Source organism: Pantoea sp. S61 (assembly GCF_016625145.1).
Lineage (GTDB): Bacteria > Pseudomonadota > Gammaproteobacteria > Enterobacterales > Enterobacteriaceae > Pantoea > Pantoea rwandensis_B.
Map to the genome: position 1 here is coordinate 14,481 of NZ_JACVUO010000010.1, position 17,524 is coordinate 32,004.

The 17,524-nt window shown below is 55.6% G+C and carries 20 protein-coding genes and 1 pseudogene; 17 read left to right on the plus strand and 4 right to left on the minus strand.

Features of this window, described 5'->3' with window-relative positions; genetic code table 11:
• From IAE30_RS18025 to IAE30_RS18035, 3 genes are read left to right on the plus strand one after another with little or no spacing between them, the layout of a single operon-like run.
• Positions 1–933 (plus strand): ABC transporter permease, encoded by a 933-nt coding sequence (locus tag IAE30_RS18025; RefSeq protein ID WP_200680527.1) that lies wholly within the window; start codon positions 1–3, stop codon positions 931–933.
• Positions 930–1,712: an ABC transporter permease gene (locus IAE30_RS18030; RefSeq protein WP_200680529.1), complete on the plus strand. Its 783-nt coding sequence runs from the start codon at positions 930–932 to the stop codon at positions 1,710–1,712. Before IAE30_RS18025 ends, IAE30_RS18030 begins: the two co-directional genes overlap by 4 nt.
• Positions 1,709–3,109, plus strand: coding sequence for an ABC transporter ATP-binding protein (locus tag IAE30_RS18035; RefSeq protein ID WP_200680531.1), 1,401 nt, complete (start codon positions 1,709–1,711; stop codon positions 3,107–3,109). Before IAE30_RS18030 ends, IAE30_RS18035 begins: the two co-directional genes overlap by 4 nt.
• On the opposite strand, the gene IAE30_RS18040 is transcribed toward IAE30_RS18035, so the two are convergent.
• Together IAE30_RS18040 and IAE30_RS18045 are read right to left on the minus strand one after the other, a co-directional pair.
• Entirely contained in the window at positions 3,106–3,627 is a 522-nt protein-coding gene (locus IAE30_RS18040) for a GNAT family N-acetyltransferase (protein WP_200680694.1), read from the minus strand. The two genes, IAE30_RS18035 and IAE30_RS18040, sit on opposite strands and share 4 nt — an antisense overlap.
• A gap of 133 nt (positions 3,628–3,760) precedes the next feature.
• A complete protein-coding gene (locus IAE30_RS18045; RefSeq protein WP_045831923.1) occupies positions 3,761–4,309 on the minus strand; it encodes a helix-turn-helix domain-containing protein in 549 nt (182 codons plus the stop codon).
• Positions 4,310–4,411: 102 nt separating this feature from the next.
• Here IAE30_RS18045 and IAE30_RS18050 point away from each other — a divergent pair, with 102 nt between their 5' ends.
• From IAE30_RS18050 to IAE30_RS18110, 13 genes and pseudogenes are all read left to right on the plus strand, one after another.
• Positions 4,412–5,086, plus strand: coding sequence for an AzlC family ABC transporter permease (locus IAE30_RS18050; protein ID WP_200680533.1), 675 nt, complete (start codon positions 4,412–4,414; stop codon positions 5,084–5,086).
• Complete coding sequence (locus tag IAE30_RS18055) at positions 5,076–5,396, plus strand: AzlD domain-containing protein (RefSeq protein ID WP_200680535.1); 321 nt, start codon at positions 5,076–5,078, stop codon at positions 5,394–5,396. The genes IAE30_RS18050 and IAE30_RS18055 overlap by 11 nt, the downstream gene beginning before the upstream one ends.
• 74 nt (positions 5,397–5,470) lie before the next feature.
• Complete coding sequence (locus IAE30_RS18060) at positions 5,471–5,941, plus strand: GNAT family N-acetyltransferase (RefSeq protein WP_045816777.1); 471 nt, start codon at positions 5,471–5,473, stop codon at positions 5,939–5,941.
• A 34-nt stretch (positions 5,942–5,975) separates the two neighbouring features.
• A complete protein-coding gene (corA, locus tag IAE30_RS18065; RefSeq protein WP_200680695.1) occupies positions 5,976–6,944 on the plus strand; it encodes a magnesium/cobalt transporter CorA in 969 nt (322 codons plus the stop codon).
• A 308-nt stretch (positions 6,945–7,252) separates the two neighbouring features.
• Positions 7,253–8,740: an amidase gene (locus IAE30_RS18070; protein ID WP_234472793.1), complete on the plus strand. Its 1,488-nt coding sequence runs from the start codon at positions 7,253–7,255 to the stop codon at positions 8,738–8,740.
• 2 nt (positions 8,741–8,742) lie between these two features.
• Positions 8,743–9,540 (plus strand): DeoR/GlpR family DNA-binding transcription regulator, encoded by a 798-nt coding sequence (locus IAE30_RS18075; protein ID WP_045816776.1) that lies wholly within the window; start codon positions 8,743–8,745, stop codon positions 9,538–9,540.
• Positions 9,479–10,762, plus strand: coding sequence for a M20 family metallo-hydrolase (locus tag IAE30_RS18080; protein ID WP_200680537.1), 1,284 nt, complete (start codon positions 9,479–9,481; stop codon positions 10,760–10,762). Before IAE30_RS18075 ends, IAE30_RS18080 begins: the two co-directional genes overlap by 62 nt.
• Positions 10,756–11,268: a hypothetical protein gene (locus IAE30_RS18085; RefSeq protein ID WP_200680539.1), complete on the plus strand. Its 513-nt coding sequence runs from the start codon at positions 10,756–10,758 to the stop codon at positions 11,266–11,268. Before IAE30_RS18080 ends, IAE30_RS18085 begins: the two co-directional genes overlap by 7 nt.
• Before the next feature lie 24 nt (positions 11,269–11,292).
• A pseudogene (locus IAE30_RS18090) lies at positions 11,293–11,691 on the plus strand (phosphotransferase family protein); the annotation flags it as partial.
• Positions 11,688–12,626, plus strand: a complete 939-nt coding sequence (locus IAE30_RS18095) for a choline kinase family protein (protein WP_200680543.1) — start codon at positions 11,688–11,690, stop codon at positions 12,624–12,626. The pseudogene IAE30_RS18090 and the gene IAE30_RS18095, both read left to right, overlap by 4 nt.
• A gap of 172 nt (positions 12,627–12,798) precedes the next feature.
• Complete coding sequence (locus IAE30_RS18100; protein ID WP_200680544.1) at positions 12,799–13,068, plus strand: hypothetical protein; 270 nt, start codon at positions 12,799–12,801, stop codon at positions 13,066–13,068.
• Complete coding sequence (locus IAE30_RS18105; protein ID WP_045816772.1) at positions 13,065–14,591, plus strand: sodium:solute symporter; 1,527 nt, start codon at positions 13,065–13,067, stop codon at positions 14,589–14,591. The genes IAE30_RS18100 and IAE30_RS18105 overlap by 4 nt, the downstream gene beginning before the upstream one ends.
• Before the next feature lie 63 nt (positions 14,592–14,654).
• Complete coding sequence (locus tag IAE30_RS18110; protein WP_200680545.1) at positions 14,655–15,350, plus strand: DJ-1/PfpI family protein; 696 nt, start codon at positions 14,655–14,657, stop codon at positions 15,348–15,350.
• Between the two features lie 120 nt (positions 15,351–15,470).
• Here IAE30_RS18110 and IAE30_RS18115 read toward each other — a convergent pair whose 3' ends face one another.
• Complete coding sequence (locus IAE30_RS18115; RefSeq protein ID WP_200680546.1) at positions 15,471–16,202, minus strand: SDR family oxidoreductase; 732 nt, start codon at positions 16,200–16,202, stop codon at positions 15,471–15,473.
• Between the two features lie 160 nt (positions 16,203–16,362).
• On the opposite strand from IAE30_RS18115, the gene IAE30_RS18120 reads away from it, so the two are divergent.
• A complete protein-coding gene (locus IAE30_RS18120; RefSeq protein ID WP_200680547.1) occupies positions 16,363–17,295 on the plus strand; it encodes an AraC family transcriptional regulator in 933 nt (310 codons plus the stop codon).
• Position 17,296: 1 nt separating this feature from the next.
• Here the strand turns inward: IAE30_RS18120 and IAE30_RS30285 are convergent, their stop codons facing one another.
• Positions 17,297–17,428 (minus strand): hypothetical protein, encoded by a 132-nt coding sequence (locus IAE30_RS30285; RefSeq protein WP_255530260.1) that lies wholly within the window; start codon positions 17,426–17,428, stop codon positions 17,297–17,299.
• Positions 17,429–17,524 lie beyond the last annotated feature (96 nt).

Below are 17,524 nucleotides of genomic sequence, written 5' to 3' on the forward strand. Positions count from 1 at the left end.
ATGAGACAATTATGCTGGCGTCTAATGCAGGCGTTTTTTGTCGTGCTCTCAGTGGGTTTACTCACCTGGTTTCTGGTGCGGTCATTGCCTGGTGACATGGCGTGGCGCATTGCCAGCGGTCGCTACGGCTATGACCGGGTTGATGCCGATGCTGTCGCACGCGTGCAACAGGAGTTAAGCGGGGCTGCTGAGCAAGGCAGTGCGTTACTGCACTGGTTGTTGGACCTGCTGCAATTTAACTTTGGCCTTTCACTGGTCTCCGGAGAACCGGTGATGGATGAACTGCGCTGGCAACTGAGTCAGACGTTAGCGTTAGCCGGGGTATCTTTGCTGCTGGCGCTGGCTATCACGCTGCCGTTGGGTATCTGGGCCGGTTGCCACGCCAATGGCAAACTGGATCGTCTGCTGTTTTGGCTGTCATCATTGCTTAAGTCGGTGCCGCATTTTGCGCTGGGTATGCTGCTGATTGTGCTGTTCGCGCTGCAACTCGACTGGCTGCCGAGTGCGGGACACGGTGAATTACGGCATTTCCTGTTACCGGCGATGACGCTGGCCTTGTCGCTGAGCGCGGTGGGCGTACGCGTGGTGCGTGAAGCCACCTGGCAGGTGGTGAATGCGGGCTATTACCAGTGGGGGGCGCAAAAAGGTCTGGCACCCGCCATCTTGTTGCAACGTCACGGTCTACGTAACCTCGGCACCCCGGTACTCACCTGGTTTGGCATGCAGTTTGTCTGGTTGGTGGAAGGCGTGGTGGTGGTGGAAACGTTGTTTGCCTGGCCGGGCATTGGTCATGCGTTAGTTCATGCCATCTTTGCCCGCGATGTGCCGGTGATTCAGGCCAGTGCGATGACGCTCGGCCTGCTGTTTGTCCTGCTGAATATGCTGATGGATGCAGGTTGTCATCTGCTTGATCCGCGAGGGACGCGCCCATGAAATTGACTTCACGCCACGTCGGTGGGTTGTTGCTGGCTCTACTGATGAGCTACGCCTTTTTGCTGCCTCTGTTTCATCATGGTGATCCTCTGCAACAAGAACTGCTGAACATGTTACAGCCTCCCAGCCAGGCCAATTTACTAGGTTTCGATCACCTGGGGCGTGACATGCTACCACGCCTGAGTGCGGCGTTGCGCCTGTCACTGGGCCTGGCAGCGCTGTGCGTGATCAGTGCAATGCTGGTCGGAGTGCTGGCAGGTGTCCTCAGCGCGCTCTATGGCGGTGTGATCGACCGTGTAGTCAGTATACTGGGGGATATGTGCCTGGCGCTGCCAGGGCTACTGCTGGTGTTGTTACTCGCCGCCATTGCGCCTGACTCGCCGCAGATGTTGTGGTTAGGGATCTCATTGGTGCTTTGGGTGGAATTCTTCCGCGTCACGCGTGCCACCTTGCGTCCTATTGTGCATTCGCCGGGCATGCAGGCCGCCAGCATGCTGGGTTTCAACCCAATCTATCGTTTTCGTCGTCATCTGTGGCCAGCCCTCGCACCGGTACTGCTCACGCTTGCGCTGTTCTCGTTCAGCAGCGCCATTATGGCGGTATCAGCGCTTGGATTTATCAGTGTGGGAGTCCGTCCACCCACACCGGAGCTAGGCTTGATGATGACCGAGCTGCTGCCCTTTGCCTGGGAAGCTCCGTGGTTGCTGCTGCAGCCTGTCGTCACCCTGTTTTTATTGCTGATTAGCCTCAACCTGATGATGAAAAAGGAGCGTGTATGAAAGGATTACAGGCCATCGGCATCACGATAACAACGGCGGATGCCACGCTGGTGGAACCCGTCGATTTTCAGCTGCAACCTGGCCAGCCGCTCACCTTATTGGGTGAGACAGGCTCAGGAAAAAGCCTGTTGGCGCAAGCGGTGATGGGAATCTTGCCGGAGGCCTTGCAGGCTAGCGGAACTTTAATCATCAAAGGTCAACGTTATCAATTACCGCAGGATCGTGATGCGTTATACAGCTTATGGGGAAGCACCCTGGCCTCCCTGCCACAAGAACCCTGGCTGGCGCTGGATCCCACCATGGCGATTCAGCAGCAGGTCGCGGAAGGTTATCGCTATATCCGAGGACATTCAGCGCCGCGTAGTGTGGCAGCTGCGCAGGATGACCTCACACAATTAGGGTTACAGGCTGCGGCACAGAAATTCCCGTGGCAATTATCCGGCGGCATGGCACAGCGCGCGGCATTTGCCGCCGCGCGCGCAGGCGGTGCAGAAATCCTGATAGCAGATGAACCGACCAAGGGGTTGGATGCCTCCCGACGCGATGACGTTTCTGCATTGCTGCGTCGTGAAGTGGCGGAAGGTGGGACGTTGCTGACCATCACTCACGATATCGCGCTAGCACGTCAGCTGGGCGGCAATGTCATCGTCATGCACAAAGGCAAAGTGATCGAGCAAGGCGCAGCACAACAAGTGTTACACACCCCGCAGCAGGGTTATACCCGCGAATTGCTGGCCGCCGATCCCGTTGCCTGGCCGCAACGGCAAACCACGATGATCCGCAGCAAACCCGTGGTGAGTGCGCAGGGTATAAAACTGCAGCGCGGCGGAAATACGTTGGGCGTGCCAGAAAACTTCGTCCTGCATGCTGGGGAAATGGTCGGTTTACATGGTGCCAGCGGCAGTGGGAAAAGCAGCTTTGGCGACGTATTGCTGGGGTTACTCACACCGCAACAGGGCAGCATCACACGTCATGTTGCGGCGAGTGCGTTGAAGTATCAGAAGATCTATCAGGATCCCTCGGCGCTGTTTCCCCCCACACGCACGCTGTCACAAAGCCTGGAGGATGTGCTGCGCCGTCATCGCATTGAACAGTCAAAACGCGACAGGCTAATGGAGCAATTGGCTTTAGATCCTTCATTGCTCACGCGCTGCCCGGATTCGCTCTCGGGCGGCGAATTACAGCGCTTTTCTCTGCTACGCGTCATGCTGCTTGAACCGGTTTTCCTGTTCGCTGATGAGCCGACATCGCGACTCGATCCGCTGGTACAGCAGCAAACCCTGCAGCTGATCACCCAGATGGCGCGTCAGCAGCAGTGTGGCGTGCTGCTGGTGAGTCACGATCGCGAACTGCTGGAGAAGGGGACAGATCGCGTGATCGTGATGCAGGCGGCTTAACGCTCTGGCGGCTGGCTATCACCGACACCCAGTGAGCGCTGCATCACGACGGTGTCGAGCCAGCGGCCATGTTTGAAGCCCACCGATTTCATCACACCGGTGTGCTCGAAGCCGAGCGCCCGGTGTAAACCCAGCGATCCCTGATTGGCGCTATCCCCGACGATGGCGATGATCTGACGAAAACCAGCTGCTTCTGCCAGCGCAATCGCTTTTTGCAATAACGCCCGTCCTACGCCACGTCCGGTTTGCTCGCGGTCGAGATAAATCGAATCCTCCAGCGAAAAGCGATAGGCATAGCGCGGTCGATAAGGCGCCAGATAACAGTAACCCAGCACCTGTTCATCCTCCTGCGCCACCAGCCAGAAGCCACCGCGCTGCTGGACATCCTTGATACGGTTTAGCATTTCACTTTCGCTGGGAGGCTCTGTCTCAAAGGTGGCGGTGCCGTGTAACACATGCCAGGCATAGATTTTTTGAATGGCGGCGGCGTGATGCGGTCGGGCGGGAATAATATCCATATGTTCCTGATAATCGGCTAGCGAAAAACACAGCATGCCACTGCGCTGCGTGGCGATCATCGGGTTTTATCAGAGGAAATTATTATGGGTAACGGCTCCCCGCCCGAGTGGGCGAGGGTATACGGGACCGTCGCTAGTTTTGCTCGGAAAGTTGCACCGCCATGGTATTCGCTTCCAGCGCTTCGAAGATGTGCGGTTCGTCGGCCGGATAGCAGATGTAGTCACCGGGATGCAACTCAACGGGCGCATCAGTCGGGCCGACTAATGCGCGACCCTGAGCAATGATAATGTGCTCTACGGAACCCGGTGGATGCGGATGCGAGGCGCGCGGTGCGCCTGGCTGGCTGGTGATCAGGTAGAGATCGCGGCGTCCCCCCGGCGGGCAGCTGGCCAGAAGTGCTGCCTGATAATCCGCTAATTCAGCCGACACCATCATGCCCTCGCCGCGACGGATCACTTGTAAACGCTTCACTTCCGGTTCCATCAAACGGGCGAAAGGAATATTCAGCGCCACGCACAATGACCATAGCGTCTCAATGCTGGGATTGCCGTTGCCCGCTTCCAACTGGGATAGCGTGGATTTCGCGATGCCGGCGCGACGAGCGACTTCGGTTAACGAGAGTCCGGCACGCTGACGTTCACGCACTAATCCAGCAGAGATAAGATCGATAGGCGGCGTCACAATTACTCCTGTTCTTTATATCGAACGTTTTGTTCATCTTGTAAAACACTCAGGGTGCGTTCATTATAACGGCTTTCCTGTTCGATATGAGATAAAATTGTGATGCGTCTGGGTGCAGTTCCGCTTGATCGCGGCGTATTAAAAGCGATTTTCCTGGTATGTCTGGCCGACGGTATTGTTGGACTCTCTTACGGTTCGCTGGCGGCGGCAGATGGTTTTCCGCTGTGGGTGCCGATTGCGCTCTCCACGATGGTGTTGGCAGGCGCATCTGAATTTCTCTTTATCGGTATTGTAGCTGGGGGTGGGAGCCCGCTTACGGCAGCGGCGGCAGGTTTGCTGGTCAATGCGCGTCACTTACCCTTTGGTATTGCGGTGAAAGATCTGGTCGGGCAGGGCGGACGCAGTTTGTTGGGTTGCCATATCATGAATGATGAAAGCGTGGTGTTTGGCATTTCGCAAAAGACGCACTCTCAGCGACGTGCCGCATATTGGGTATGTGGTTTGGGCATTTTTGCAATCTGGCCACTCAGTGTGGTGTGCGGCGCATTTATCGGGCGCTTCATCCCCGATGTCTCAGCGATGGGTCTCGATGCGGTTTTTCCCGCTATTTTGATCGCACTGATCTTTCCCGCCTTGCGCCAACGTCGCACGCGTATTCCGGCCACGCTCGGCACCGCACTGTCAGTGCTCGCCACGCCGTTTGTTCCGGCGGGAATGCCGGTATTGTTCTCGTTACTGGGTTTACTTAGCTGGCGGGAGCGCAAAAATGCACAATAACCTCGTGATCGCCGGCATCGCGCTGCTGGCCGTTGGCACTTACGTGATGCGCTTTGCGGGCTACCGTTTGGGAAGTCGTATGCAGATGTCGGAGTCCGTGCGCAATATGCTCTCGGATGCTGCGACGGTGCTGTTGCTGGCGGTTGCCGTCACCACGGCATTATTTGAAGGGAGCCATTTTGCGGGTGTCGCGCGGATAGCTGGCGTGTTATTTGCCATGTTTCTCGCCTGGCGCCGTACGCCGTTGATTTTGGTGATAATTGGCGCGGCCGCAATGACCGCCTTGCTGCGTTATCTGGGCGTACCCTGAACCAAAAAGAACACACGCGCGGCAAGCGTTTTGCTACTGTGGGATATCCGTCATCATCGCACAGAGAAAAATCCATGACACCGCGCTTAGCTCATCCACATGAAGCAGCCGACTTATGGCGCATCCGCAATCTCGCGATTCGCTATGGCTGCCAGTCAGTTTATCCGCCTGAGGTGATTGCTGCATGGACGCCTGACGCGTTGCCGTCAGGTTACTTTGAGGCGATCAAGGGTAATCCCTTCTTCGTGATTGACGATCCTGAACTGGGTGTCGCAGCCACGGGTTTTCTTGATCTCAAAAGCGGCAGCGTAGAAGCGATATTTACCCTGCCAGCGTGCAACGGCAAAGGCTATGCCAGCGCCATTATGATCGCGATTATCGCGGAAGCCCGCCAGCGCGGTTTCCGTCAGCTGACTCTGGCCGCAACACCCAATGCCAGCGGTTTCTATCTGCGCCATGGCTTTAGCACCGTGCGTGAGGCTTTGTATCCTTCCGCATTAGCCAAAGCCGATCTCCCCTGCGTCGAAATGATACTGACACTATGATTAAGTAAGTGAAAACAACATGGACAGTGCCAAAATGGTGATTAATTGCGTGGCCTATCGCCACGGAAAACGTGAAGAGCATGTCGATGTCGCCGACATTAGCGAAGTACTCAAAGACGAGAGTGCGTTTATCTGGCTGGGTTTGAATCAACCTGAACCGGCTTTTATGCAGACGTTGCAGGAAGAGTTCGGCTTACATGAGTTAGCCATTGAGGATGCGCTGGTAGCCCATCAGCGCCCGAAGATTGAGCAGTATGGTGAATCGGTTTTTATCGTGGTGAAAACGGCACATCTTGATGATCAGCAGCGTATCAGCTTTGGTGAAACCCACTTTTTCCTCGGTAAAAACTTCCTGATCACCGTCCGTCACGGATCATCAGAAGGCTATGCGGCGATTCGCGCCAGAGCAGAAAAAAACCACACCATGTTGTGCCAGGGACCGGGTTACGCGTTTTACTGCATCCTCGACTTTATCGTCGACCACTACAGCAAAATCATCGCATCACTCAGCGAACGCATTGGTACGCTGGAAGAGGGCATGTTTACCACGCGCTTTGACAGTAAAACCCTCGAAGATGTCTATCATCTGCGGCGCGAACTGCTGGCGCTGCGTAATGCCGCGATGCCGGTGACTGAAATCTGCGCCCAGCTGGCGCGTTTTCACGAAGACATTATCCCGAAGAATTTGCGCGCCTACCTGCGTGACGTCCAGGATCATGCTCACCATGTGATGATCGATGCCGAAGACATGCGCGAAATGCTGACCAGTGCGATGCAGGTTAATCTGGCGCTGGTGTCGGTTCAGCAGAGTGAGGTGAATAAGAAGCTGGCTGGCTGGGGTGCGGTGCTGATCGTCCCGACCATTGTCTTCAGTATGTACGGCATGAACTTCTCTGATATGCCCGAACTAAAAACCCACTTTGGCTACCCTGCGGTGCTGGTTGTCACGCTGGCGATTTGTGGCGTGATGTGGTCACGACTGAAAAAAGCGGGCTGGTTGTAATCTTTTTATCAGATGACTTTATTATCACTGCGCTGGTGATAGCGGCGCAGTGAGTTGAGATTTCCTTTCCACACATTTCCCCGAGTGATTATCCAGCACCTGAGTCGCTGCGCGTGTTGTCACGCAAAACCTTCACCGAATTGCCATGGATTTGTCATCTTGCTGCTTTTTTCATCATCATCTTTTCCTATAATAACGGTAGATTAAATACAACATATCCCACATTAACCACATAACCCGGTCTTGCTTCATTCGCCAACAGTTGCCACTATCGCTTCATAGTGATGCCAGAAACACAGGGTGTAACAATGGCGAAAGACCCGGCTTTATCTCATTCAATGCCTGATGTCATTAATGCGGCGCAACAGATACGTTGCGGCGAGGTGAGCAGCGAAACGCTGGTGGGAAATTGCCTTAAGCAAATCAAAACCCACAATCCCACATTGAATGCCTTTGGCGATGTTTACGATGAGCAGGCGTTGGAAGAGGCTATAAGCTGCGACCGCGAACGTCAGTCAGGCAAGATTCGTGGCCCACTGCACGGTGTGCCGTTCGGCGTGAAAGATTTGTTCTCAACGGCAGGCTTGCGCACGACCAAAGGATCATTGACCTCACTGGATAACGTGCCAGAAAGTGACGCCCCCATTATTGAACGACTGAAGGCGGCGGGAGCAATCATTGTCGGTAAAACCGCAACCACCGAGTTTGGCTGGACCGGATCAAGCTATTCACGGGTATTTGGCCATGGGCGCAACCCGTGGAACTCGGCGCTAACCAGTGGTGGTTCCAGTTCGGGATCGGCAATCAGTGTTGCGGCGCGCATGGTGCCTGCGGCGCTGGGCTCTGACGGTGGTGGCTCGGTGCGTATTCCCGGTGCATTTTGCGGCATTTTCGCCCTTAAAGCCTCGCTGGGACGCATCCCGACCTGGCCGTGGTCTGCGACTGAAATGCTCAGCCATGCCGGACCGATGACGCGCACCGTTCGTGACAGCGCGCTGCTGTTTGATCTGCTTTCGGGACCGGATGCGCGCGACCACCAGGCGCTGCCAGCCAAAAGTGAATCCTGGCTGGCGCGCTGCGACCAGCCTCTGCCTTCACTGCGTGTGCATTACAGTCCAACGCTGTTCAACACCCCGGTCGACGAGCAGATTGCGCGTTGCGTTGAACAGGCGGTGGAGCAGATTGCCCATTCGTTACCGGTGACGCTCACGGCACGCCCGCTTGACTGGCCATCACCGTTCGATGCGTTTGACACCTTATGGAGCGGCGGGCGCGGTGTGGCTTATGGCGCCGCACTGCAGCAGCAGCTTGACCAGCTCGATCCGGGCTTTGCCGCGCTGATTGAACGCGCGCAGAGCCTGAATCTGGCCGACTACCTGGCGGCACAGAAACAGCGTGCGGCCTTTGCCGGACAGGTACACGCCTTGTTTGACAGCGTGGATTTACTGATCACGCCTACGCTGCCGGTTCTGCCGTTCGCGGCCGATCGCCATGTGCCGGAAAATCAGTCGCCGGGCGATAGCGGAGTAGAGTGGGCGCGCTGGACACCTTTCACCTGGCCATTCAATTTGAGTGGTAATCCGGCGGCGACGATGCCCTGTGGTTTTACCCCGCAGGGGTTGCCGGTGGGATTGCAGGTGATCGGCCGACGTTATGCGGAAGGCGACGTCTTGCAGTTCTGTGCGGCGCTCGAAGCGCTGATGCCGTGGGATCAACATCAACCTTCTCTGCAGGGCGCGGCCTTGAGACCGCCCGAAAGGTATACTGCGGTTTTGGTCGATCAAAACAGAAGGTAAGCATGATTAATCAGCCACGACTGGATGAAATAAAACGGATTTTACACCACGAAAAGCGGGTACGCGTGACGGAGCTGGCGCAGAAATTCGTGGTATCAGAAGAGACGATTCGACGCGATCTTAAATATCTGGAAGAGCAAAGCGTATTACGGCGCGTGCACGGCGGTGCCATTTTACCGGTGCCTAGCGAAGAGCAGCCGTTACAGATCCGCAGCCGTATCAAGCCACGTGCTAAAGCGCGAATCGGTCAGCTGGCAAGTGAATTGGTGGAAGAGGGGATGGCGCTGTTTCTGGATACCGGCACCTCAACGCTGGCACTGGCGCAGCAGCTGACCCGCTTCTCACGTTTGAAGGTCGTCACTAACTCAATGGATATCGCCGCGCTGCTGACGCAGCAAAGCGACAACGCTGTCACGCTAACACCAGGGCGCGTTCGGCGAAATGATAACGCACTCATTGGCCCCCATACGCTGGAGTTCGCACGTCAATTCCACTACGACATTGCCTTTATGGGCATAGGTGCAGTGGATCGGGACAACGGTTTTATGGATTACGAAGAGCCCGAGGCGTTATTAAGGCGCGTGCTGAGCACGCACTGTCGCCAGAGTGTGATTCTGGCAGATGAAGGCAAATTTGGACTGCGAACCTTTGTGAACACGCTGCCGTTTAGCGCGGTCGACATCTTAGTGACCAATGCGCGACCTGCGGCAGCTTTTGTAGCGAGTCTGGAGAGTGCCCATGTCAACATCCTCCATCCCGGCAATGCCGCGGATGACACCGCAAGATTATCAGGCGTTTGATGCGCTGTTCGCCCTCAGCAGCAGCATCGGTGCGACACCCGCAGGCGGCTTACATCGCCTGACGGCGTCCGCTGCGGATAAGCAAATGCGCGATGCCTTTTGTACCTGGCTGACGCAACAGGGTTTTCACGTTCACGTGGATGAAATTGGCAACATCTTTGGCTTGATGACGCTTTGCGAAGGCGCGCCGTGGGTGCTGTGCGGTTCGCATCTGGATAGCCAACCGCTGGGAGGACGTTTCGATGGCGCCTACGGCGTCACCGGTGCAGCGGTGACCATTGCAACCTTGGCTCGCCAGCTGCGCGACCAGGCGCACACTGCGCAGCGTAATCTGGCGGTGGTGAACTGGACCAATGAGGAAGGGGCGCGCTTTCAACCCAGTCTGACCGGTAGTTCGGTGTTCACCGGCGCACTCTCGCTGGAGCAGGCGCTCGCATGCCGTGATGGCGAAGGCATCTCGCTGCAAACAGCATTACAAAGTATTGGCTATTGCGGAACGGCGTTAGCGGATCTGCCGGTGGCGGCCTATTGCGAACTGCATGTTGAGCAAGGTCCACATCTTGAGTTGCAGCAGAAGCAGATTGGTGTGGTGACAGAAACCTGGGCGGCGCTGAAGTGGCAGGTGACGTTTCGCGGCGAGCAAAACCATACTGGCCCGGCCTTAATGGATCGTCGGCGGGACGCGCTGTTGGCGGCCGCGCACACCATTGTGGCGGTGCGTGCCGAGGCCGAACATCATGGCGACGCGCTGCACAGCTCGGTGGGTCGCCTGGAAACTGCGCCTAATTCGCCGAATGTCGTGACCTCAGAAGCGACGTTATTCATAGAGTTTCGTTCTGCTGATGAAGTACTGTTGAGCCAATTGCGCGACAGTTTCAGCCAGCAGATGCAATCGATTGCGCAGTTAACCGCAACGGATGTCAGTCTCGACAGATCGCAGTATCGTCCACGGCAGCAGTTACATTCGGCACTCAGTGAACTGGCCTTAGCGCAGGCGGAAAACCTTGGGTTGAAGGCGATGCCGATGCGTTCGGTGGCCGGTCACGATGCGATAAGCATGAGCTATCACTGCCCAAGTGCCTTGCTGTTTGTGCCTAGCGTGGGCGGTCTCTCGCACAATGAACGTGAATTTACCGCCGTCGCCGACCTGCATCGCGGTCTCGATCTGCTGATGGCGTTGCTGAGTGAGCTATGCCTGAAAGGGGAGGGTGCCCTATGTTGATACGTTTGCAGCAAGCGCTGGCGGATTGGCAGCCAGCGCAATCCTTTGATATTCAGCCCGGTACCGCTGGCGTGGCGTCGCCGCATCGGCTGGCAACGGAATGGGCCGGATTTCGCTTGCAGTCGGCGGGCCAAGGTTATTACGCCAAGGTGCTGTTCGATGATCAGAAAACCTTGATCGATTTCCAGCGCAGTGCCGAAATCAGCCGTCAGGCGGGCGAGTTGGGCATCGCGCCCGCGCTGTGCCACGCCGATCCGCAGACTGGCGTACTGATCTTTGCGGCGCTGGATGACGGTTTCCGCTGGGCGCGACTGGATGCGTTACGCGATCCGCATCACTTTACCAGCCTGACGCGCACGCTGGATAAATTACACCACTCTGGTTTGCCACTGCCCTCACACAGTCGTCAACAGGATATGTTGCAGCTACGTCTGCAAGTGGAAACGCATGGCGTGCAATTGCCAGAGGAGCTGCAGTGGATCGGGGAATGTGTCGATCTGGCGTGAGAGGCCCTCAACGCCGCATCGTTTACACCCGTGTTGATCCACGGCGATAACATCGCCAGCAACTGGATGGTCAACGCTCAGGGTGAATGGCGCTTACTGGACTTTGACTACGCTGCACGGGGCGATGCCTGGCACGATATCGCCACGCTCATCCACGAACAATTGCCTACCGACGACCGCTGGCGTGATGCTATTCGGGCGTGGCGCGGGGACTGCAGCGAGGCTGATGTGGCGCGTTGCCGCTTGTATGCGCTGGTTGATGACTATCACTGGACGCTATGGGGCATGCTGAACGGCGCCACCAGCTCGCGCGGTCTGGAGTTTGCCAAGCTTGGTCAGTGGATGCTGTTACGTTGTCGTCAAAGCCTGAGCGATCCCCGTTTTGAACGTTGGTTAAACCTGACTGCGGAGCAGGCAAAATGAGCAAATCTCTGGGTGAAGCACAAAGCTGGCAGGAACAGCGGGTCGAACAAGCCATCACGGCGATGCCGGAATGGCAGGGCAGGGCGGTGCAGTATCGTCCAGTGAGCGGCGGTATTTCTAACGCCAACTGGCATGTCGTAGTAGAAGGCGCGCCTTGTGCTTATTTCGTCAAAATTCCCGGCGAAGGCACCGAACGCTTTATCAATCGCGACACCGCACATGAAGCGAGCCTGAAAGCCGCGCAAACCGGCTACGGCGTACCGGTGGTGGCGTACCTGCGCGATCTGGGTGTGGAAGTGTTTGAGTTCATTGATGGCTGGCGCGCATCGTCTAACCTCGATTTTCAGCAATCTGCGATTCGCCATCGTGCGTTGCAGGGCTTGAAAAGCTTCAACGACCAGCCGTTGCTCAAGCAGAACAAAACCGTATTCGACATGCTAAACGAACACATTGAGCAGGTCAGTGCACTCAATGTCGCGTTCTCTGCCGATGCCGCCTGGTTGCACAAACAGGCACAGCGCGCGCAGCAGGCGTTAGAAGCAGCGGGAATAGATTTGGTGCCATGCATGAATGACACTTTGGCCGGTAATTTTATGCTTAACGCGCAGAATGATATTCGCCTGGTTGATTTTGAATATGCATCAAATAACGATCGCTGTTATGAGTTAGCGCTATGGTTTGGTGAAATGTTTTTCACTCCGAAAATTGAACAGGAATTACTGGAGGACTATTTCGGCAAAGTGGATGCCGCATTATTTGCGCGCGTGCAAGTCCATAAATACCTGGCCGATATGAAATGGTCAACCTGGGCCATTATTCAACATCATGTGGCTGATATCGATTTTGATTTTTCGAAATATGGTGCCTGGAAACATTTACGGGCGCGCAGCGTGCTAAATCATCCCGATTGGGAAAACTGGCTGCGCGCATTGTAAGTTCAACCCAGAGTCCTTAACTCCTTGTTCGTCAGGTTATAACATTATCGGTCCGTTGTACCTTCGGGCAGCGCTTTTGCTTTTTATCGTTGAGGTTACACCAAAGGGGAAATGCTGATATTCAGCAGGTAAAGGAGTGCGCACACCGTCAAGTAATATTGAGGAGGTTATTATGAGTTCGATGGTCATGGCGCAGCAATTACGCGCCCGCATAAGTATTAAAAATAAAATATTCGCCCTATACCTGTTGGCATTATTGCTGCTGGCACTTTGTCCACCGCTTTATTTAAGCGTTAGCGGGAGTAGTGCATTATTGCTGGGAATACCTCTGCCGATCGTTTATTGGCTCGCGATTGCGGTATTCCTCGGTGTGGGATTATGGGTTATGTATCTGGCGGAATGCGCGTTTGGCGAAATTCCGTATGATGAGGAAGTCGCATGAAAATCAACGCAGCAGAACCCCATTATTTAATTACCTTTGGCATGATTGGCCTGTTTTTGGCAATCATGATTGCCGTGCTGTACGCCACCAATCGTAAAAGCACCTCCTTTTCCGATTACGCCGTCGGCGGCCGTTCTTATGGGCCGTGGTATATCGCCATGAGTTATACCAACTCGTGGTGGCCGGGGGCGACCTTCACCGCTTTCTTCTCACTGTCGGTGAGCGGGGTCATCGGCTTCTACGGTGCGGTGTACTCGACGCTCGGCGTGACGGCCATGTATCTGATGGCGCGCCGCGCGTGGAAATGGGGCCAGCACTTTAACCTGACCACGCAACCCGATTTGCTCGGCATGCGTTTTAATAGCCCGGCGGTGAAGCGTGTGGCGTCGATTATCGGCATCATCTGTGTATTTCCGTGGGTGGTGATGGGCATTCAGGCGTTGGCGTTGTTGGTGGAATTTGCCAGCTTTGGCCGTTGGGGTGTCACCACCTGCCTGATCGCTGGCGTATTGTTGATTTTGGTGCGTCAGTACTGGACCGTCAGCATGGGCATGCGCGGGTTGATCATGACGGATATGTATCAGGGCATCATCGCCTACGGTTTGGGCGCGCTGGTGTGCGTGGTGCTGCTGTTTGGTGGCGATCATGGTTTCGGCCAACTGGCGACATTGCCGCCCGCAATGCTGCAGATTCCAGGCGCGGAAGGTTCGCACTATGGTCCCTGGTATATGTTTAGCCTGATCTTCACTGGCGTGATTGGGTCAATGTGCTGGCCAATGAGCTTCCAGCGTATTTATACCGCCAGCGGCATCCGTGCCGTGAAGAAAGGCACCCTGCTGACGATTCTGCTGGTGGGCGGTTTCTATGCCATTCTGATGCTGTTTGCTACGGCAGTCAGCCAGGATCCTAACGTACAGGCGAATCCACAAAATGGCTTCTTCACTGCGCTGTTTGATCAAGGCGGTCCGTGGTTGCTGGCACTGGCGCTGGTGATTGTTCTTGCTGCCAGTATTGGTCATGTTGATGGTTGCGTGCAGGTGTGCGGTACCCAGTTCGCCAACGATCTGGCGACCTGGAATAAACCGCGTAGCGATCGTCAACTCACGGTGCTGGCGAAGTCGGGCATGGTGGTGTTTATCGTGGCTGCGGCGCTGCTGGCATACTTCACCTTCAACTATTCCCGTTTACAGCTGCTGGCACAGATCTCTTATCAGGGGATCATTCAGCTGGCAGTGCCGCTGTTCTTTGGCATCTTTAGCCGTTTTGGAAACAAACAAGGCGCGCTGATGGGCATGATGACCGGGATTATCATCGCTATCGTGCTCACCGTGTTCTTCCCGGATGACATCCCGGCGCTCGGCTCGCTCACCAGCGGCATTGTTGGTCTGGCGGGTAACGTGGCAGTGTTTGTGGTGTGTGGTGTGCTGATCCCGGTTGACGACAAGGAGAAAGCCCGTGTCGAAGCGTTGTTCGCGCTGGCTGATGGCGTGAAAGCGCCGGTGGCAAAACCGCTGATGAACTAACCCGTTGCATTCCTTTTCGTATCAAGGCCATGATAATGCTCTGACCCCTAATCGGAGCCTATCATGGCCGTCTCTTCGCCGTTCAATATTGGTCTGCTGCTGTTCCCCGATCTCACCCAACTCGATCTCACCGGTCCGTGGGAAGTCTTTGCCCGTATGCCCGGCGTGAGTAACTTTCTAATCTGGAAAGACCGGCAACCGGTGATGTCCGACCGTGGTTTAGCCATCGTGCCGACGACAACGTTTTCCGAGTGTCCGCCCCTCGATCTGATCTGCATTCCTGGCGGTCCGGGACAAATTGCGCTGATGGAGGATGAAGAGACGCTGGATTTTGTGCGGCAGAAGGCACAACAGGCGCAATGGGTGACCTCGGTTTGTACCGGTTCACTGGTGCTGGGGGCCGCCGGTTTGTTACAGGGATATCGTGCCACTTCGCATTGGGGATCGCTGGATCAGCTCAGCCTGTTGGGCGCAACGCCCGTGGCTGAACGCGTGGTGCGCGACCGTAATCGGATAACCGGCGCGGGAGTGACGTCAGGTATCGATTTTGCACTCACCGTGGCTGAGGAACTGTTTGGACGCGACGTGGCGGAGAACATTCAACTGCAGATGGAATACGATCCCGCGCCACCGTTTCATGCAGGTTCACCACGCAGCGCCTCGCCGCAACGACTGACGCAGGCGCAAAATCAAATGCACGACTTTCTTGCTCGCCGCCGGATAGCGACAGAAGCGGCGGCTGCCAAACTAAAGCGCTAACGAGTGGCTCGTTCATCCGTTTTAAACGCCGATTATCAAGGTGAAATTGATTATCGCTGCCGAGTTAATCCGCAGCGATTTCTACGAATTTCAGCCTGAAATCGCCAGGGATATTTCCCCTCAATGTCCACTGGCAGTAGGGCGCACGGTGATTTCGTTAACGTCTACTTCGCCAGGCTGATCGATGGCCCAGCTTACCGCCCTGGCGATTGCATCAGGCTTGAGTGCAATCTGTCGATAGCTTTTCATCGCCTCGCGCGCCACGCTATCGCTGATGCTGTCCGCCAGTTCAGATTCCACCACACCGGGGTTGATTACCGTGACGCGCAGCTCACGCGATTCCTGGCGCAGACCATCGGAAATGGCGCGAACCGCATATTTGGTTGCGCAGTAAACAGCGGCGGTGGGGGAAACCGTTAGCGCACCCACGGAAGCGATATTAATAATGTGCCCCATGCGCTGTGCCTGCATGGTGGGCAGTACCGCAGCGATACCGTACAACACGCCGCGAACGTTGACGTCCAGCATCAAATCCCACTCTTCAACTTTCATTGAACTCATAGGCGAAAGCGGCATGACGCCAGCGTTGTTGATCATCACATCAATGCGCCCGTATTTTTCCAGAGCGAAATCAGCCAACTTTTGGGTATCACCTCGTTGCGTCACATCGGTTGCGAGAAAGTCGACGCTGGCACCTTCGCGGCGCAAAGCATCGCACAGGGTGGTCAGACGATCGGTACGGCGTGCGCCGAGCACCAGTTTATGCCCTTGATGCGCCAGATGACGGGCGATGCCTTCACCAATCCCGCTGCTGGCACCGGTTAACAGGATAACTTTTTCGTTGGAGTTCATGATAGGTTCCTCGTGTAGTTGACGAGGTCATTGTTGAAAAAGTCAGTCAGACGTAACAGACCGAATTGTGGCGAATGTTTGCCTAATTCTCTCGCCGGCATTGTGCATGACAGAACGAAATGGCTATGCTTTGCCTGAACCTCTCTCTGGAACGCTATCTATGTCGAACACGGTAAAACAGCAAACCTGCCATCTGTTGCGCCAACTGGCGCGACAGGAAGGCTATACCGAATCTTTACTGGAGAATGTGCGCTTTATGCGTGCTGATCAGCAGTGGGCGCGTACGCCGGTACTTTATGAGCCAAGCATTATCATTATTTGCCAGGGATCAAAACGCGCCTTTCTCGCCGATAAAATGTATCGCTACGATGCGCAGCATTATCTGGTGCTGTCAGTGCCGTTGCCCTTTTCCGCCGAGACCGAAGCGACCTCTGAAGAGCCACTGCTGGGGATAGCGATTCGTCTGGATGCTACGATGGTCGCGCGTTTGGTGGCGCAACTTGCCGAAGTTGAAACAGCGGTCACAGTACCGCCGGCAGGGATCATCTCCACGCCGATTAATGAGGTGCTGGCTGAAAGTACGTTGCGATTACTGGAAGCACTCAGCGATCCACTCGAGGCTAAAGTGCTGGGACCGGCGCGCGTAGAGGAGATCTGTTTCCGTATTTTGATGGGTGAGCAGGGCGGGGCGGTGCGTGCGGCGTTAACCTATCAAGGCCATTTTGGTCGTATTGCCCGTGCACTGCAGCGCATCCATGCCGACTGGCAGCAGCCACTGGATGTAACGCATCTGGCGAACGAAGCGGGGATGAGCGTGCCACGTTTCCATCTGCATTTCAAAACAGTGACGCAGACGTCTCCGATTCGATATCTTAAATCGCTGCGTTTGCATCAGGCACGATTAATGATGATTCGCGATAATCTCACCGCAGCCGGTGCCGCCGCGCGTGTGGGTTATGAAAGCGACTCCCAGTTTAATCGCGAATTCAAACGGATGTTTGGCCGCAGTCCGGCGGAGGAAGCCAGAGTGATGAAAAGAGCATTTGAGCTGTTGCCACCTGCGCAATTAACCGGGCGACTGCAGGCGCACTGATTCAGCGAATTCCCATGACGGCGATGACCGCCACAATCCAAAACAGGGCACAGCCTGTCAGCATCCATTGCCAGATCTGATTGCGTTCAGGATTGAAAAGCGCATAAATTCGCGCACGTAAAATCGTTTGCATAGTCACCTCGGGTCAAAATGTTTAATCGGATATTGCGTGGCTGCGTTCAGAAATGTCTTGCAGCGGATAGGAACATTCTGACTATTTCTTAAGCAG